Raw genomic sequence first — 18535 nt, forward strand, 5'->3', positions numbered from 1 at the left:
GCCCTCGGTCGCCGCTCAACGCCAGTCGATCAGACGGCCCCTCGCCGTGCCTCGAGCTGCATGCGCACCTCGTGCGCCTTCTCCTCGGTGATGGAGTAGCTCGCGATCATCCAGATCGCTATCGCCGACGTGGCCGCCGGGATGAACGCGTCGCAGAGCCGCATGAGATAGATGGCGCGATCGGTCTGGTTACCCCCCAGCTCGACGTCGAATCCCGTGGCATTCAGCAGGAAGCCGCTCGCGGCGAGTGCTGCCGCCATGCCCAGCTTGACGACCCACCAGAAGATGGAGCCGTACATACCCTCACGCCGCTGGTGCGTATTGATCTCGTCCGCATCGACCACATCGCAGATCATGGCCGGCATCAGGGTGAATAATCCGCCGAGACCGAACGCCATCAACGGCGCGGGCAACAGCACCAGCCAGGGTACCTCCGGGTTGTAGCAGACCCACTTCAGCGCATAGCCCACCATCGATATGCCGATGGCCACGAAGAACGCCCGCCGTTTGCCGACCTGCGTGCCCAGCCAGGTAACGAATATGATCACCACGAAGGTCGAGACTGCGCCGAGGGAGCCGGCGTAACCGGCGTATTTCGATCCGAGTTCCGTGTCGCCGCCGAACACGTAGTAGATGATGACGTAGAACTGGAAGGACGCGATCAGCATGAAGCCGTTGAACACAAGGAAGGTGGCGATACACAGCTTCACGAACGGCTTGAATTTCAGCGCCAGCCCGAAGCCGCGGAAGAAGTCGAGCATGCTGTATACGAACCCGCTCGCCACCTCCTTCACTTCACCGGCGAGCACGCCACTGTCATCGTCGGCCGGGACGGCTTCCTTGAAGCGCTCTCGCAGGAAGATGGCCGGCAGGATGCCGATGCAGGCGACGAAGATCGCGATGACGATCGCCAGCCCGGCCGCGCCCTGCGCCATGTCGTCGAACCACGCCTCGTTCTGCATGATCCAGAGGAACCAGGGCGCGACGACATAGGCAAGCTGGCCGATGAAGTTCTGCACGCCCATCAGCCTGGTGCGCTCGTGGTAGTCGGGCGTGAGTTCGTAACCGAGCGCCACCCACGGCGTGGCGAATATCGTGTAGGCGAGGTAGAAGATCAGCGAGCCGCTGAGGAAGTACCAGAAATAGAAGGCATCGCTCTTGCCCTCCGGCAGCTGCCAGAGGATCGCGTAGATGATCGCGACGGCTATCGCGCCCACGAAGATATACGGACGGCGGCGTCCCCATTTCGACCTCGTGTGGTCCGAGATGTAGCCCATCAGCGGGTCGGTGATCGCGTCCGTCAGCCGGGGCAGGGCACCGAGCAGCCCCACGAGGGCCGGATTCATGCCGAGGCCGAGGTTGAGTACGATGATCATGCCGCCGATGGCGCCGGCCAGCAGGTTATTGACGAATGCGCCGAGCCCGTAGACGAGCTTCAGCGGGAACGGGATGCGATCCCGCGGTGCAGTCTCGTAATGTGCGGCTTCGTTCATTATTCTTCGTGTGCCCCCCCGACAGCACAAAGCCAGGCTGAATATGCTGCGTCAAATTGACAGCGCTGTCAAACAACATCGATAATTGCTCGATGCTTGTTCGATAATCGGCCCGGGGCATGGGCCCGCAAATCGTGTCCGTTCAGCAGGCTCCTGCGAGGTTTTCCGATGACGAGCTTCAAGGCCAGCCCGGTCCAGGCTGCCGACCCGATCGGCCGGCGCGTCGGCGCCCTGCTGGCGGAAATGACGCTGGACGAGAAGATCGGCCAGATGAGTCAGATCAACGGCGGCGAGAGCTACATCCACGATTACCTCGCCGACGGCCTGCGCGCAGGGCGCGTCGGCTCCGTGCTGAACGAGGTGGACGTCGACACGGTGAACGAGCTGCAGCGGATCGCCGTCGAGGAGAGCCGACTCGGCATCCCGCTGCTGATCGGAAGGGACGTGATCCACGGCTTCCGCACCATCTTCCCGATCCCGCTGGGCCAGGCGGCGAGCTGGAACCCCGAGCTCGCGGCCGAGTGCGCGGCCATCGCGGCCCGGGAGGCTGCCGCCGCCGGGATCAACTGGACGTTCGCCCCGATGATCGACATCGCACGGGACGCGCGCTGGGGCCGTATCGCGGAGAGCCTCGGTGAGGATCCGCTGCTCGCGAGCACGCTCGGTGCTGCCATGGTCCGTGGCTACCAGGGTGATGAAGAGGGCACCGGACAGGCAGCCGGGTTGTCGGACGCGGGGACGATCGCCGCCTGCGCGAAACACTTCGCCGGCTATGGCGCCGCCGAGAGCGGCCGCGACTACGCCACCGCCAACGTCCCCGAGAACGAGTTGCGCAACGTCCACCTGCGCCCGTTCCACGCTGCGGTGGACGCCGGCGTGGCCACCCTGATGACGTCGTTCAGCGAGATCGACGGCGTGCCGGCCACCGCCAGCGAGTTCCTGCTGGAGACCGTGCTGCGCGGCGAGTGGGGCTTCGAGGGCCTGGTGGTCAGCGACTGGGACTCTGTCCGGCAGCTCAGCATCCACGGCCTGACCGCGGACGACCGGGGCTCCGCCTTCGAGGCGGCCCGGGCCGGGGTCGACATGGAGATGCATGGCGATGCCTACCTCTGCCATCTGACGCAGCTGGTCGAGGAGGGCGAGATCGCCCTGGCAAGGATCGATGCGGCGGTCGCGCGGATACTGACGCTCAAGTTCCGGCTCGGCCTGTTCGAGAACCCGTACACCGATCCCGGTGCATTCCCGCCGGCAGCGGACGAGGAGGCGCTGGCCACCGCCAGGCGGGCGGCCTTGCAGAGCGCGGTCCTGTTGCAGAACGACCGCCAGGCACTGCCACTGTCGATGGAGACCGCACGCACGCTCGCGGTGATCGGCCCCCTCGCCGATGCGCCCCGGGACCAGATGGGGACCTGGGTATTCGACGGTGACCCGGGCCTCAGCGTCACGCCGCTGCAGGCCATCCGCGAACACGCGGGCGAGGAGATAGACGTCCGTTATCTGCCGGCGATGGACACCTCGCGCAGCCGCGACACGGCCGCCTTCGACGAGGCCGCGGCGCTGGCCGCCGACGCCGATGCCGTGCTGCTGTTCCTGGGCGAGGAGGCCATTCTGTCGGGCGAGGCGCATTCCCGGGCGGACATCGGCCTGCCCGGGGCCCAGGCGGAGCTGGTAGCCCGGGTGCGCGAGGCAGGCACACCGGTGATCGCGGTGATTCTCGCCGGCCGGCCGCTGACGCTGTCCGATGTGGTGGACCGGGTCGACGCGATCCTGTACGCGTGGCACCCTGGCACGATGGCCGGCCCGGCCCTGACGGATCTCCTGTTCGGCGTCGAATCGCCGTGCGGCAAGCTGCCGGCCACCTTTCCGCGCATGGTCGGGCAGGTGCCGATCTACTACAACCACAAGAACACCGGCAAGCCACCCTCGCCCGACACCGTCGTCCACATCGACGACATCGACCCGAGCGCGCCCCAGCTCTCGCTCGGCATGACCGCCTTCCACCTGGACGCCGGCTACACGCCGCTGTTCCCGTTCGGGCACGGGCTGTCCTATACGACCTTCGACTACGAGAACATCCGTACCGACGTCGCCGAATTCGCCCCGGGCGGTTCGGTCACCGTCAGCGCCGACGTCACCAACACGGGTGACCGGCCGGCCGTGGAGGTGGCCCAGCTCTACGTCCGCGACCTCGTCGGCAACGTCACCCGGCCGGTCCGGGAGCTGAAGGGGTTCCGCCGCCTGCGGCTGGAACCCGGAGAGCGGACGAGCGTCTCCTTCGTCCTCGGGGCGGAGGATCTCGCCTTCTACGGCCGGGACATGCGGCTCAGGACCGAGCCGGGCGAATTCCATGCCTGGATCGGCGGCAGCTCGGCCACCGAATTGCAGACCGTCTTCCGCCTCGTCGGAAGCGTCTGACGACCTGTGGCCAGTCGCTCCAGTATCTCGTTGCGCGGTTTGCGGACCTTCTGTGTCGCGGCCAGGCACGAGAGCTTCCGCAATGCCGCCGACGAGCTCTCCATCACGGCGTCGGCCGTCAGCCACCAGATAAAGAGCCTGGAACAGGAACTGGGTGAGCAGCTCTTCGAGCGTAGCGCCCGCGAACTGCGCCTGACGAAGACCGGCCGCTCGCTGTACGAGGAGACCTGGCCGCTGATCGAGCAGCTGGACGCAGTGGTCGCGGCCTACAGGAAAGACACGCGGCGCCCCTCGATCCGCATGTCGGTGCAGCCGTTCTTCGCCAGCGAGTATTTCGTGCCCCGGCTGAGCGAGTTCACCGCAGAGCACCCGGATATCGACATCGAGGTGGGTACCAGCGACGAGACGGCCGAGACCCATCCCACGGACGCCGACTTGTCGATCCGCCTGTTCCGCTCGCCGCCTGCGAGCGTCAGATCCGACCTGTTGATGCCACTGCGTCTGGTCGTGGCAGGCTCGCCGGAATTCCGCAACAAGCTGGTGATGGATGGCAAGCGCGTCACCAGCGACTTTCCCCTGATCGTGCACGAGACCCACCCTACCGCCTGGGAGCGCTGGTCGCGGGCCAGCGGCATATCGCTGCCGAAGGGCAGCAAGGTCACGCGGCTGGATTCGATGATCGCCGTCGTGCGCGCCTGCGAGCGCGGCATCGGTGCGGCGCTGGTGCCGGTGCCGATCGCCGATCTCTGGTTCAAGTACGGCAGCATCGTTCGGCTGTTCGAGCCGGAACTCGTCGAGGAGGTCAGCTACTACCTCATCAGCCGATACGAGGACGCCGACGATCCGGCGATCGGCCTCCTAAGGCACTGGATTCTCGAGAATTTCACTGAGGTTAGCTGATTTTTTCTCAACCCTGGCGTGAGTTTTCTTCGTTTGTGAACGCACCTCCACGGCCCTATCTTGTGTGCGTCGGCCGAGCAAGCCGGCAGATCGCAAGAAGCACATTCGCTATGGAGAGTAAGACATGCGTTTCAATGCCAACCGAACCCGTGACCCGTTCCGGTTCAGCCTGAGAGGCAGGGCGGCGATCAACCCGTACGTCATCGTGCCCACCGTGCCCGACCACAAGATCAACGAGGCCTGGGACGCCCGACTGCAGCGGACCGCGCCTTTGGCAGTCCCGGACGAGCAGACGGGTTCGACGCGCGGGCTTGAAGACCTCCTCGCCCGCTACTTCGCGCCCGGGCGCCAGGCCGCCTAGCACCGGAGTTCCCCTCTGCGCCGCAGCCGGCGAGGCCTACCTCGCCGGCTGACCTTGCCCCGCGACGCCGGATAGCCGGCGACGGCAAACTCTTATGTCGGCCCGTCCGGCAGAGACGTGTGCGCCCGCCAAATTGACAACGCTGTCAATCTTTGATAATCCTGTCACCCGAAAATGACGATATGACGACATCCCCGTTCTGCGGGGACGATTTTCGGGGGAGCTATGAGATCTGGTAACGACGTGCTGCCGCACGTTGCGCTGTCGCCGGCAGCGCTTTCGTCTCTGTACGCATCGATTGGCAATGGGCGCGCCGCGCTCTCGCGCCAGGTCGCACCGCGGATCTGTCCGGTCCCGAATCCCGAGACGCGGGTCAGCGTCACCCAACACATCAGCCTCAAGCCTTCGGGCTTTCCGACTTTGAGGGAGAACCTATGATGCCCGGCCCGCGAGGATTGCCACGCTTTGTCGCCGCTCTGGCCACCCTGGTGGCGCTGTCTGCCTGTACCCAGGAAGACCGCGATCAACCGCTGCAGCAGGTCGAGCCGATCGACATCCCGGCGGCCGACACGACCACCGAGACCAACTTCAACATCGACAACCCGACGTTGGAGACCCCGGAGACCTTCCCCGTAAACGACGGCGATCTCCTGACGCTTGTCTGGAGCGACGAGTTCAACGGCACCCAGCTCGATCCGGAGACCTGGTTCTTCGAGTCCGGAGATGGGTCGGATTTCGTCGGTGACGGCGGCATCACCGGTCTGCCGTCGGGCTGGGGCAACAACGAGTTGCAGTGGTACCTGCCGGACAATGCACAGCTCGAGAACGGTGTCCTGAAAATTACCGCGCGGCGCGAGACCGTGGGAGATTTCGGTTACACATCCGCGCGGATCACCACCCGCGACCGCTTCGCATTCAAATACGGCCGCATCGAGGCGAGCATAAAGTTCCCGTCGGGCCAGGGTCTGTGGCCCGCGTTCTGGATGCTGTCCCAGGACAGCCCGTACGGCAGCTGGGCAGCCACTGGCGAGATCGACATCGTCGAAGCTGCCAACCTGGACGGCCAGCCCGGCCCCGGCGGCGTCGGCGGCGGCAACAACATCTTCGGTACCATCCATTATGGCGGCGAGTTCCCGGCCAACGAGTTCTCGAGCGTCGATTACACGCCGTCGGAAGACGTGACCGGCCGCTTCAACACCTATGCCCTCGAGTGGGACGAGTTCGAGATTCGCTGGTATTTCAATGGCGTGCTGTACGCCGTGCAGAATTCCTGGTTCTCGACGGCAGCGCCCTATCCGGCCCCCTTCGATCAGCCGTTCCATATCCTCCTGAACCTGGCTGTTGGCGGCGACCTCCCCGGTCCGCCGAATGGCTCGACGCCCTTCCCGGCCACGATGGAGGTCGACTGGGTCCGCGTGTATTCGGGTGAGGAGGTCGAGGTGGAACCGGCGGATCCGGGGATCATCCCGGAGGTCGTGATCAGCGCGGCCGACGGGGCGGCACCGGACCTGACACCGACATTCGAAACCTTCGGTTCGGGGAGCACTTTCACCGAGAACTTTGCCGGGGATAATTCCTACGCCAACGTGGTACAGGTCACGGTTGGAGCCGGCTACGGAGCCGGTACGCTCGCCCAGCTCGGCCTGACCGGTTTGACGCCCGGTTTCGCGACCGGGTACGGCGAGTTCGTGTTCAAGGTCAAGGGTCTCGACGAGGACAACACCGTCGTCGCGAAGCTGGAAGAGCCTTTCCCCGGGACGTCGGTTCCCATCCAGATCGACCTGACTGCTCCTCCCGCCGATGTCACGGTGACCGATCTCGGCGATGGGTGGTCGCAGGTGGTGATTCAGGTGGCTGCCTTCGGCGATGTCTCCACCTTCGAGCAGATTGTCTTCGAGACGCTGGTAGGGGCGTATGCCGAAGGTCACCGGTTCTACCTGGCGGACATCGGCTTCAACGTTGACGGCGGCGGTGGCGGCGGCGGTGGCGGCGGCACAGGTCTGGGCATCTTCTCCGAGACGAATACCGCAACGACAGTCACCATTACCAATATCGTGTCTGCAGGTAACTCGGTAGATATCGATACCGCCAGCACAGCGGTAACACCTTTCGATGGATCTGTGTCGCTGGCGCTGACCTATTCGGACAACAGCCAGAACAACGGTTTCGGTGGTGCGGTCTTCGAGTTCGAGGATATCGATGTCTCGGCTTACGACACACTGAAGTTCAGCATCGATACGTCGGCTTTCGCGGGGTTCGCGAATCTGACGGTCCAGTTCGAGCCGCCTGGCGGCGGTACACCCGGCGGCAATGTGACGCTGGCGAGCTATACGCCGGTGGCGTCTTCGGGCAACTGGGAGGTCTACGAGATTCCGTTGGCCGACTTCACAGCGGTCGATCCGACGCTGGTGAACAAGCTGGGCTTCTTCAACGCCCGTGATGGCTCCGACGTATTGCTGGCCGGGACGTTGTATCTGGACGATGTCCATTTGACGACGACTGGCGGCGGCAGCGGTGGCGGCGGTGGCGGTCCTGGTGCCGGCGACCTTGCCGTAAACGGCGGCTTTGAAGCCGGTGACCTGTCGGGCTGGGCTCTGTTCCCGGTCAGTTCAGATCCGAACGAGCAGACGATCGTGACGACGAATCCGAAGTCGGGGACTTTCGCGGGGCGACTCAACAATACGACTCCGGGAACGGCCTCGATCATCAAGCAGGCGAATCTGGCGCCGGTTGCTATCGGGCAGACCGCCACCGTCAGCTTCTCCGCACGCGGCAGTCTCGCAGCCGGTGGCGTTGCTTTCGCCGAGTTCTTTACCGAACTGGATGGTGAAGGTACGTCGAGCGCCCAGATTCTCGGCGGAGGCCCGCTGGCCCTGAACGCCGATCCGAACGTATGGACCGATTTCGAGTTCGTGGTGCCGATATCCGCAGATGTCTCTGGCGGCATAACCCTGCAGTTGACGGCCACTACGGGCGGCGCAGGCAGTTCTGCAGATGTCTACTACGACGACGTCTCCATCGTGATCAATTAAACCCGGGAATCGAGTTCCTACCAGATTCTTTGCAGAGAGTTCCCTCATGCACGTATCAGCAAGCACACGTTCATTCCGCAAACTGGCGCTAATTGCCTCGGCCCTCCTGCTGGCGGCTTGCGGCCAGGGTGACGGACCCGACTCGATCGGCAACGAGCCGGTGACACCGCTGCCGCCCAGCAGCGGCGACCCCTTCGATTCCGGTCTGCTGACCAACGGGGATTTCGAGGCGGGTGTCGATCCGTGGATCGGGAACGCGGCGAACGTAGTCGATGATGGCGGAAATCTCGTCAACTTCGCCGATATAACGGCGGCAGGCCAGCCCTTCGACGTCAACCTGAGCCAGGTCGTGGCGATCACCGAGGGTGAAACCTACACATTGACGTTCAAGGCCCGGTCCGATCGTGCGCGTACGATCCTGGCGGGTATCGGCCTGAATGTGGAGCCGTTCACGAACATTACAGAAACCGTAAACCTGACTACGGACTGGCAGACGTTTCAATTCCAGTTTACGGCCACAGGCTTCGGTGGTGCGGACAGTCGAGTGCTGTTCGACATGGGAGCCGATATCGGCCAGGTACTCATCGACGACGTCTCGCTGACCGTTGCGGGCCCCGGTGGTGGCGATCCTTCCATCGATCCGGATGCCGCACTGTTCACGAGCGCCGGCGCCCCGGACCTCGTTATTCCCGACGACTATCTCGAGCGGACGGCTTTCGGCTCGGGTTCGGTCATCGATCCGACCTATGCGGACGACGAGACCTACAGTCCGGTGCTGTCCGTCTTCAGCGGTACCGGCTACGGCGCCAACATCGCCCAGGTCGGTTTCATCGGCTTCCCGGAGGGCTTCCTGACCCAATACGAGACCGTCGATTTCAAGGTCAAGGGTATGCCCGGCTTCGTGATCTTCGTGAAGCTGTTCGACGGCGTCGACGCGCTGCGTCTCAATCTCACCAGCAGTGACTATTCGGCGCAGCTGGAGAACGGCTGGTTCCAGGTCTCGATACCGGTGGCCGATTTCAGCGGCGCCGCAGAGGCGACCGGCATCGTGTTCGAGAGCGACGACTCTTCAGCGACCGAATTCAGGATGCTGCTTAATGATATCGGTTTCAGCGGCACCGGCACCTACGTGCCCGCCGACCCGGGCACCATCCCGGAGGTGACGCTCTACGACCGTGACGGTGCGCCGGACCTCGAGCTCGGGGTGGACTACACCGAGATCTCGACATTCGGTTCCGGGGCTGATCTGGACGACGATTTCCGCGGCGATCTGGACTTCCGCCCGGTATGGTCGGTGACGACCGGCTTCGGCTACGACATCTGGAATGCGCAGCTGGCCTACCTGGGCTTCGATCCCGGTTTCGCGGCGCCGTATGCCACGCTCGACTTCAAGGTGAAGGGCCTGAGCGGCGACGTGATCCGCGTGAAATTCCTCGACGACCCCGATCCGCCGTACGTCGATATCGATGTGACAGCCTCGGCATATTCGACCGCGCTGGGCAACGGCTGGTATCAGGTGTCCGCGCCCCTCACGGAATTCCAGGGAGTCGAGACGGCGACGGGTCTTTTGTTCGAGACGATCGCTCCGGCGCCGACCGAGTCCTTCACCTACCTGCTGACGGATATCGGCTTCAGCGGCGACGCCCCGGTAGACACCACCACTTCGCTCGACTTCGAGGCGGATCCCGCGAGCTACAGCTTCGACAACTTCGGCGGTGGTGAGTCGACGGTGATCGGCAACCCGGATCAGAGTGGCATTAACACCAGCGGCCAGGTCGTGCAGATGACCAGGACGTCGGAGTCCGACTTCGGCGGCAGCACACTCGCGCTGCCGGAAGGTGTGGATTGGAGCCAGGGCGAGATCTTCAGGATGAAGGTGTGGTCGCAGCGGGCCGTGCCGGTGCTGTTCAAGATCGAAGGTACCCCGCCCGCGGAGCGGGGCGCCGGCCACGACGGCGGCGGCATCTGGCAGGAGCTGTGTTTCGACTTCACCGGCGAAAACGCTGGCGCACCCGTCACCGGTATCTCGTTCTTCTTCGATCTCGGAGCGGTCGGCGACGTGGCAAACAACCCGGACGACTGGACGTTCTACTACGACGACATCCAGCAGACGAGCGAGCCCTGCCCGGGTCCGACCGCCGTGGACTTCGAGGGAGATCCCGCGAGCTACAGCTTCGACAACTTCGGCGGCGGCGAATCGACCGTGATCGCCAACCCCGATCCGAGCGGGATCAACACCACCAGCCAGGTGGTGCAGATGACCCGGACTTCCGAGTCCGACTTCGGCGGCAGCACGCTGGCGTTGCCTGAGGGTGTCGACTGGGGCCTCGGCGAGATCTTCACGATGAAGGTCTGGTCGCAGCGGGAGGTGCCGGTGTTGTTCAAAGTGGAGGGTACGCCGCCCGCGGAGCAGAGCGACACCCACGATGGCGGCAGCGCCTGGCAGGAGCTGTGTTTCGACTTCACCGACAATAATGCGGGTCCGCCGGTCACCGGCATCTCTATCTTCTTCGACCTGGGGGCGGTCGGTGACGTCGCCAACAATCCGGGTGACTGGACGTTCTACTACGACGACATTCAGCAGACGAGTGAGCCCTGCCCGGTGGCGCCGCCGCCCGCGCCGGAGTTCACTACCATCACGTTCGACGACCCGGAGATGACGTACACGCTGACCGACTTCGGTGGCACGGCTTCGACGGTGACCAACGACCCGACCGGCGGCGCGAATCAGGTCGTGCTGACGGTGAAGTCGGATACGGCCCAGGTGTGGGCTGGCACAACGGTGTCGACACTGCCGGGCGAGGCGGTGCCGGTAATCCCGCTGGATGCGGACAACACGCAGATGTCGGTGCGGGTGTACTCGCCGGATGCGGGCATCCCGGTGCGCGTGAAGATCGAGGATGCGTCGGATCCGGCGATCTCGGTGGAGACCGAGGCGTCTACGACGGTGGCGAACGACTGGGAGACGCTGGTCTTCGACTTCGCGAACCAGGTCACCGGTACGGCGGCGTTCGACCCGGCAGCTACCTATAACAAGATCTCGATCTTCTTCAACTTCGGTACCGACGGAGCGACAGCGGGCGAGAAGACCTACTACTTCGACGACATTGATGTCGGTTCGGGTGGCGGCGCGCCGGGCGGCGAATTGCTGACCAACGGTGACTTCGAGGCGAGCGATACGGACAAGGCTCCCTGGATTAACGCTGGCACTGTGGCGACCAACACGTTCTACACCGTCGATGCTGTCGACGGGGGCAACGTGTTCGACACCAATTTGAGTCAGGTGCTGGATATCACCCAGGATGCCGAGTACATCCTGACATTCCGCGCTCGCGCGACCGTCGCCCGCGATATCGTGGCAGGGATCGGGCTGAATGTGGCTCCGTTCACAGCGGTCACGGTCAATGTCCCGCTCACGACGGAATGGCAGACATTCAGTTACAACCTGACCGCAAGCGGCTTTGGTGGTGCAGACAGCCGTGTCCTGTTCGACATGGGCACGGTGGCTAGCACCGTCAATATTGACGACGTCACCCTGGCACTGGCAAGCGCGCCTGGAGCGAACCTCCTGACGAACGGTGATTTCGAGGCCAGCGATGCGGACAAGGCCCCCTGGATCAACGCGGGCGTGGTCGCCGTGAATAACTACTACACGGTGGATGCGGTCGACGGCGGCAACGTATTCGACACCAACCTGAGCCAGGTGCTGGACATCACGCAGGATACGGACTATGTGCTGACCTTCAGGGCGCGCGCGACTGTTGCGCGCGACATCGTGGCCGGCATCGGACTGAATGTGGCTCCGTTTACCGCCGTAACCGCCACGGTCCCGCTCACCACCGAGTGGCAGACCTTCAGCTATGACCTCACGGCAACAGGCTTCGGCGGTCCGGACAGCCGCGTGCTGTTCGACATGGGCACGGTGGCCAGCACCGTCAATATCGATGACGTAAGCCTGACCGTGGCCGACGGCGGCGGCGGTGGCGGCGCCGTAGACATCGCAGTGAATGGCGGATTCGAGACCGGTGACTTCACCGGATGGACCCAGTTCGAGGCGACGCCCGGTGACCAGACTATCAACCCGAGTACAGCCGGAGATACGTCGTCAGAAGGTGTATTCCATCTTGAGATAACCAACACGGCAAGTGGCACAAACTCATTGATCAAGCAGGAGCGAGTCGGCCTTGGCACCGTTACGCCGGGCATCGCCTGGACGGTGACCTTTGATGCTCGTGGCAATTTGGATCCTGGCGCCGTTGCCTTCGCCCAGGTCTTCTCTGAGACCACCGGAGGCAGCGAGAACTGCGCTGGTTGCGGCATCCTCGGCAGTGCACCACTGGGTCTGAATCCTGATTCAACGGTCTGGACGTCGTTCACGTTTTCCGGCACTGCAGGACCTAACACCGAGAGCCTGACTCTACAGCTCGAGGCAGTAACCGGTAGCAGTAGTCTCGCGAACGTCTTCTACGACAATATTTCCATCGTTGTCGGCGACGGGGGCGGGTAGTGGCGATGAAATTTCTCGACGTTCCTCAACATCCGAAATTCCAACAAAGAGTGTTCGCTATGGCGAAATCAAGCTTCTCCACACGTGTAGCCGCTATCGGCAGCCTGCTGGCCACGATGCTGATCCTGGCTATGCCTGCTGTGAGCCATGCGCAGGCTAACAACGTCGAGACCTACAAGGACGAGAAGGGCTGGAAGCTCAAGGTCGACGGCGAGGACTTCTACGTCAAGGGCGTCGTCTGGGGCTACTCGCCGCGCGGCCAGAACTACAGCTACGGCCTGTTCAACGAATCCGACGACTTCATCCGCAAGGTGCTCGATTATGAGTTCGGCCTGATGAAGAAGATGGGCGTGAACACGATCCGCAGCTTCACGACGATCCCGCCGGAGTGGGTGGAATACATCTATCGTGAACACGGCATCATGAGCGTCGTGAATCCCCTGATGGGCCGCTATGGCTATACAGTCGCTGGGCAATGGGTGCCATTCACCGACTATTCCGACCCGCTGACGCGAGAGACCCTGAAGCGGGACATGCAGGAGTTCGTGCGCCGCTACAAGGACACCCCCGGCGTCCTGATGTTCGCATTCGGCAACGAGAGCAACTACGGCCTGTCGTGGTCGAGTTTCGAAATCGAGAACCTGCCGGAGGGCGAGCAGAACACGGCCAAGGCCCGTTACCTCTACAGCCTGTACGAAGAGGTGATCTCCGCGGGCAAGTCCATCGCTCCGAATCACCCGTTCAGCATCGTCAACGGCGACATCCAGTACATCGACCTCATCGCCGAGCTGGTGCCGTCCCTCGACATCCTGGGCAGCAACGTCTACCGCGGTACGAGTTTCACGGATCTGTGGCAGAGAGTCGACGACAAGCTCGACCTGCCGGTGGTCTTCTTCGAGTTCGGCAGCGACGCCTTCAACGCGCGCACGTTCGAGGAGGATCAGTTCGCCCAGGCCATGATCCTGAAGGAGCAGTGGCAGGAGATGTATCAGCAGGCCTATGGTAACGGCGGACTGGGTAACTCGATCGGCGGTTACATCTTCGAGTGGCGCGACGAGTGGTGGAAGTACCTCCAGACCGAGAATCTGGACATCCAGGATACGAATGCTTCGTGGTCGAACCAGGCTTACCTGTTCGACTGGACGCCTGACGGCAACAACATGAACGAGGAATGGTTCGGCATCACGGCGCTCGGCACCCCCAATGCGGAAGGCGTCTACAAGGCGATTCCCCGCATGGCCTACGACGTCATGCAGGAAGTGTTCTCGATGGACCCGTACGAAGCGTCCAGGAGCGAGATCAACAGCATGTTCGCCACCATGGACGTCGACTACTACGAGGTGCGAGGTGACATGCGTCGGACCATGGCGGCGGTCAATGAGTCCGAGCGCCGGCTCCGGTTCACCGGCGGCCGCTTTCAGGCCGAGTTCGTCACCCGGGGCGAGGAACAACCCATCACGGAAGAAGGGGAGAACGCCCTCGAGTTCAGCGACGGCCAGATGGTATTCCTCGACTTCGCTTTCAATCCGAACTCCAGGCTGGACGGCCAGTTCACCCTGAACGTGCTCGGCGATGTCGCGGACAAGCGACCGCTGGAATTCTCCTACGGCGACCGCGGTCTGGAACGGGAGATCGATGTGGCTACCGAGGAGATCGAGGGTATCCCGGTGAGCCCCGTCCGCATAGACGACGGTCGGCGCATCGAGATCTACGACTTCAACGCCCAGTATCGCGGTGATAACTTCGATCTGGAGGCCTTCTATCACACGCCCCGATTCCACTGGGGCTACGATGGCGATTTCTTCGGTCTCGTCGCGGAAGCCACCGACATCGCAGGTATCGACGTCTGGGACGCCAGCGCACCCTCGGGCGTGGAGATCCAGGGCAAGGGCTCCTGGGAGGGTCTCACGCTCCTCGCCGGTCCGGAGGTCTACTGGGGCGCCAACCCGAAGGCCATACTGAAGTACGACTGGAATCTCGCGGACATGGACTGGACCTTCATCCACTCCGAAGATATCGCACGCCGCGGCGAGTCCGTGGGCGGAGCCGGGCAGACCGAACGCCAGTCCCGGCAGACGACGATCTACACCAAGAAGGAGTTCGCGAACGGCTGGGAGCTGGAGCTCGGCGGTATCATGTCTGCGACCGAGAAGGTGGGCGAGGCGTTCGATCGCTATGCGGCCGGCAACGTGTTTCTGGATGAGGTCGACTGGGAGGATACCCTCGGCTTCAAGGCCAAGCTGACCTTCCCGCTGCTCGGTACCCGCACCTTCGTCTCGGCGGAGCATGCCGGGATCGTGGCCGATGCCGGCCAGTATCATACGGTCTACGGCGTTTCCGACCCGAGCAACCTGCCCTATTCCGGCCTGGGTAACAAACAGGAATACATCGCGGGCATGCAGATGTTCTTCGGCAACTGGATGGTGTTCCCGCGGGTGCTGTATCGCGATAACCTGGTACACGCGAATCCCCTCGTAGAGCCCGAAATCGCCGACGGCATCCTGCAGCCGGGAACCAACCCGCGTAACCGGGATGCGGATCCGTTTGCGGTGCTGGGCAACCGGGAGGCCCGCTCCGGCGAGATCTATTTCACCTGGGATCCCACCGGCGCGACGCCGTACTACGACTGGGACAACGAGTGGCGGGAGGACGCGCGGTTCGCCTTCGACTTCGGCGGCACGTACACCGAGTTCCCGACCTTCACCGATTCCTACCGGTTCTTCTTCGCGCCCACCGAGTCCAACGCCGCGTTCGGCGAGGGCCTGCCGGCCGAGGATGTCTGGACGCTCTCGAGCCGCATGACGATCAACACGCCCAACCGAAATCGTTACATCATCAGGGGTATCCGGGGCTTCCAGCAGTCGACGGGCAGCCCGACCGGCGGCACCCGGGACTTCTGGGAAGTGCACGGCAAGGCCGTCATTGGAGGACGCCACGTCCTGTCCGGCTACTTCATGAAGGACCGCTGGGGCCCGTACGACTTCTACCGGCAGTTCAACATCACGTTCCCGGAGCAGTTCGAGCTCGACTACTCGTACCTGCTCGGCACCGGTTTCGGTGCGATATCGGACCGGCAGTCCGAAGACCAGGCGACCAAGATCGGCGTCCGTGCCCTGTACCGCGCCTTCGACGAGAACTCGGAGGCCGAGGAAGAGTACCCGGGCAGCGACTACATCTTCAGCGTCAACGTCTACTTCATCTATCAGTTCTAGCGAAGTGCATGCACAGCCGAGGTAATATTGGAATGAGTGAGCTGAATCGACAAAATGCCAGGCCGGCTCGCGGCAAGCACCTGCTCCTTGCGCTGCTCGGTATGGCCGCGCTGGTCTCGGCCGGCTGCAACAGCGAGCGTGACGACGGCGATGGCGAGCTGATCAATACCATTGTCTTGCCGACGGATGTGGTCCTGGACCTCTATTGCGAGGACGTCGGCGTGCATCCGGAGACCTGTGTCCTGAATGACCCGGCGAATCCGTTCGCGACGACGACCATCATCGAGTTCGACGTCAACAATCCCGACGCGGCCAACAAGTTCGAGCTGTTCAATTCCCTGCCGCCGGGCCCGGACGGCGCGAAAGCCCGCTTCTACTTCTGGGCCACCGCGCTGGCGCAGCGCCCGTCCGGTGAGAATCAGTTCTACACGGCGCTCGCTCTGCACGAGTTGTTCGATGCGAACAGCAACTCGCTCTCACAGGACGAACTGGTTCGCGATCAGGCGCTGAAGGCCTATCGCTCCCTGCTGGACAATTTCTTCGGCTCGGTCACGGTGTTCGAGTGCTGTCCGGGGGCCAGTCCGGATGGCGAGCCCGTGCCATTCTCGATACCGCTCAACGAACTCGCGGCGGACGCCCTGTACCGGACGGACGCCACCGGGTTCCGGCGTCTCGTGCCGGGTGATCCGATCCTCGTGCTCGAGCTGCTGCTGGACTGGGGTTATTCGTATCAGCCCGCAACGCCACCGAATTTCGACAATGGAGTGGTGTCAGTCAACGAGGGCTGACCGGGGCGCGACGTGCGCGTAGCCATCCTCAAAAAAATGGCCCTGCTGATCGCGGGGCCGTTCCTTTTCTGGAAGCCGGTCATGGCGGAAGCCGTACCTGTCGAGCTGCGACAGACCGAGCAGGGCTGGGAGCTGCTGCGCGGCGGCGAGCCGTATTTCATCCGCGGCGCCGGCGGGAATCACTCGCTGGAGCTGCTGGCGGCGGCCGGCGCCAACTCGGTGCGCACCTGGGGCGCGGACAACCTCGAGTCCCTGCTCGATGAGGCGCATGCGCTGGGCCTCACGGTGACCGTCGGCATCTGGCTGGGCCACGAGCGTCACGGGTTCGATTACGATGACCCGGAGCAGGTGGCCGAGCAGCGCGAGCGCGTGCGCCGGGCCGTACTCCGCTACAAGGATCATCCCGCCGTCCTGCTCTGGGGGATCGGCAACGAGATGGAGGGCTTCGACGAGGGCGACAATCCGGCCATCTGGAAGGCCGTGAACGACGTCGCCGCCATGGTCAAGCAGCTGGACCCTCACCATCCGACGATGACGGTCACCACGTTTGTCCACGGTGAGCGTATCGAATGGGTACACAAGCGCAGTCCTGCCATCGACATCCATGGCATCAACGCCTACGGCGGCGCGCCGCTGGTCCCCGGGCTGCTGCGCGAGGGCGGCGCGACGAAGCCTTTCGTCCTGACCGAGTTCGGCCCCGCAGGACCCTGGGAGATGCCCAAAACCGGATGGGGTGCTCCGCTGGAACAGACCAGTACGGAGAAGGCGGTGTCCTACCACGATACCTGGGAGCAGGGCATAGCGGCCGCGCCCGGCCTGGCGCTGGGTGGCTATGCCTTCCTGTGGGGCCACAAGATGGAGGCCACCGGCACCTGGTTCGGCATGTTCCTCGAGGACGGCGCCAAGACGGCGGCCGTCGACGCCATGACCGGCATCTGGTCGGGGGAGCCCCCTGACGATCTGGCACCACGGGCGGCGCCGCTGGAGGTCGCGGGCTCGACGCGGGTCGAACCGGGTGCCACGGTGGAGGTCCGCGCGTCCGTCGAGGACCCCGAAGGCGGAGACATCCGTGCGCGCTGGGAGCTGCGGCCCGAGTCGTCCGACTATCTGACCGGGGGCGATTTCCGGCCCGATCTGCCTGCGCTCGAAGGCGCCGTCGAGGCAGGGGACGCCGATGGCGCGAGAGTGCGCATGCCCGAACAGCCCGGACCCTATCGCCTGTTCCTGTATGCCTACGACGAGGCCGGGCATGCGGCCACAGCCAACGTGCCGTTGCTCGTTGAGGGGGAGGTGCGCACGCCCCTGCCTTTCCCTGTCTACGAGGACGGTCTCGAAGGAATGCCCTGGGTGCCGTCGGGCTGGATGGGCGACATCGATCACCTGACACTGGACGGCGAGTACGGGGACGAGGTTCGCGAGGGCAGGCACAGCATCCGCCTGCGCTTCGAGAAGCCGTTCGGCTGGGTGGCCGTCGCCTGGCAGGATCCGCCGAACAACTGGGGCGAGCAGGAAGGCGGTTACGATCTCCGCGGCGCCCGGCAGCTGGAGCTCTGGGCCCGGGGCGAATACGGCGGCGAGAAAGTGAGCTTCGCCGTCGGTCTGCTCGAGGAGGACAAGGCTCACCCTGACTCGACCATTCGCAAGGTGGACGACATCGTGCTGACCCCTGAGTGGCGTCGCTACACGGTGCCGCTGAAGGGAGCGGATCTCTCGAGCCTGAAGACGGGATTCGTCGTCACGCTGGTCGGGCGGGCCACGCCCGTGACGGTCTACCTCGACGGCATCCGCTACGTCCGCTGACGTCGCCCGGAAAGCCGTCCGGGAGGC

Annotated in this window: 9 protein-coding genes; 8 read left to right on the forward strand and 1 reads right to left on the reverse strand. The window is 63.8% G+C overall.

The features are described from left to right. Positions 1-29: 29 nt before the first annotated feature. Positions 30-1493 (reverse strand): MFS transporter, encoded by a 1464-nt coding sequence (locus ACJMKX_RS13170; protein ID WP_405226136.1) that lies wholly within the window; start codon positions 1491-1493, stop codon positions 30-32. A gap of 168 nt (positions 1494-1661) precedes the next feature. Here ACJMKX_RS13170 and ACJMKX_RS13175 point away from each other — a divergent pair, with 168 nt between their 5' ends. The 8 genes from ACJMKX_RS13175 to ACJMKX_RS13210 all read left to right on the forward strand — a co-directional run bounded on the left by ACJMKX_RS13175 (position 1662) and on the right by ACJMKX_RS13210 (position 18508). Next, positions 1662-3908, forward strand: a complete 2247-nt coding sequence (locus ACJMKX_RS13175) for a glycoside hydrolase family 3 N-terminal domain-containing protein (RefSeq protein WP_405226139.1) — start codon at positions 1662-1664, stop codon at positions 3906-3908. A gap of 30 nt (positions 3909-3938) precedes the next feature. Next, on the forward strand, positions 3939-4808 hold the full coding sequence (locus tag ACJMKX_RS13180; RefSeq protein ID WP_405226142.1) for a LysR substrate-binding domain-containing protein: 870 nt from the start codon (positions 3939-3941) through the stop codon (positions 4806-4808). Between the two features lie 124 nt (positions 4809-4932). After that, positions 4933-5169 carry a hypothetical protein gene (locus ACJMKX_RS13185; RefSeq protein WP_405226145.1) on the forward strand — a complete coding sequence of 79 codons (237 nt, stop codon included), beginning with the start codon at positions 4933-4935 and terminating at the stop codon, positions 5167-5169. A gap of 434 nt (positions 5170-5603) precedes the next feature. After that, entirely contained in the window at positions 5604-8201 is a 2598-nt protein-coding gene (locus ACJMKX_RS13190; protein ID WP_405226148.1) for a family 16 glycosylhydrolase, read from the forward strand. 160 nt (positions 8202-8361) lie between these two features. Continuing rightward, positions 8362-12708 carry a carbohydrate binding domain-containing protein gene (locus ACJMKX_RS13195; RefSeq protein WP_405226151.1) on the forward strand — a complete coding sequence of 1449 codons (4347 nt, stop codon included), beginning with the start codon at positions 8362-8364 and terminating at the stop codon, positions 12706-12708. Positions 12709-12767: 59 nt separating this feature from the next. Continuing rightward, complete coding sequence (locus tag ACJMKX_RS13200) at positions 12768-15920, forward strand: glycoside hydrolase 5 family protein (protein WP_405226154.1); 3153 nt, start codon at positions 12768-12770, stop codon at positions 15918-15920. 32 nt (positions 15921-15952) lie between these two features. Then, entirely contained in the window at positions 15953-16708 is a 756-nt protein-coding gene (locus ACJMKX_RS13205; RefSeq protein ID WP_405226156.1) for a hypothetical protein, read from the forward strand. An 81-nt stretch (positions 16709-16789) separates the two neighbouring features. Continuing rightward, positions 16790-18508 (forward strand): glycoside hydrolase family 2 TIM barrel-domain containing protein, encoded by a 1719-nt coding sequence (locus ACJMKX_RS13210; protein WP_405226159.1) that lies wholly within the window; start codon positions 16790-16792, stop codon positions 18506-18508. Positions 18509-18535 lie beyond the last annotated feature (27 nt).

This window comes from Lentisalinibacter sediminis (assembly GCF_040706615.1).
GTDB lineage: Bacteria > Pseudomonadota > Gammaproteobacteria > Steroidobacterales > Woeseiaceae > Lentisalinibacter > Lentisalinibacter sediminis.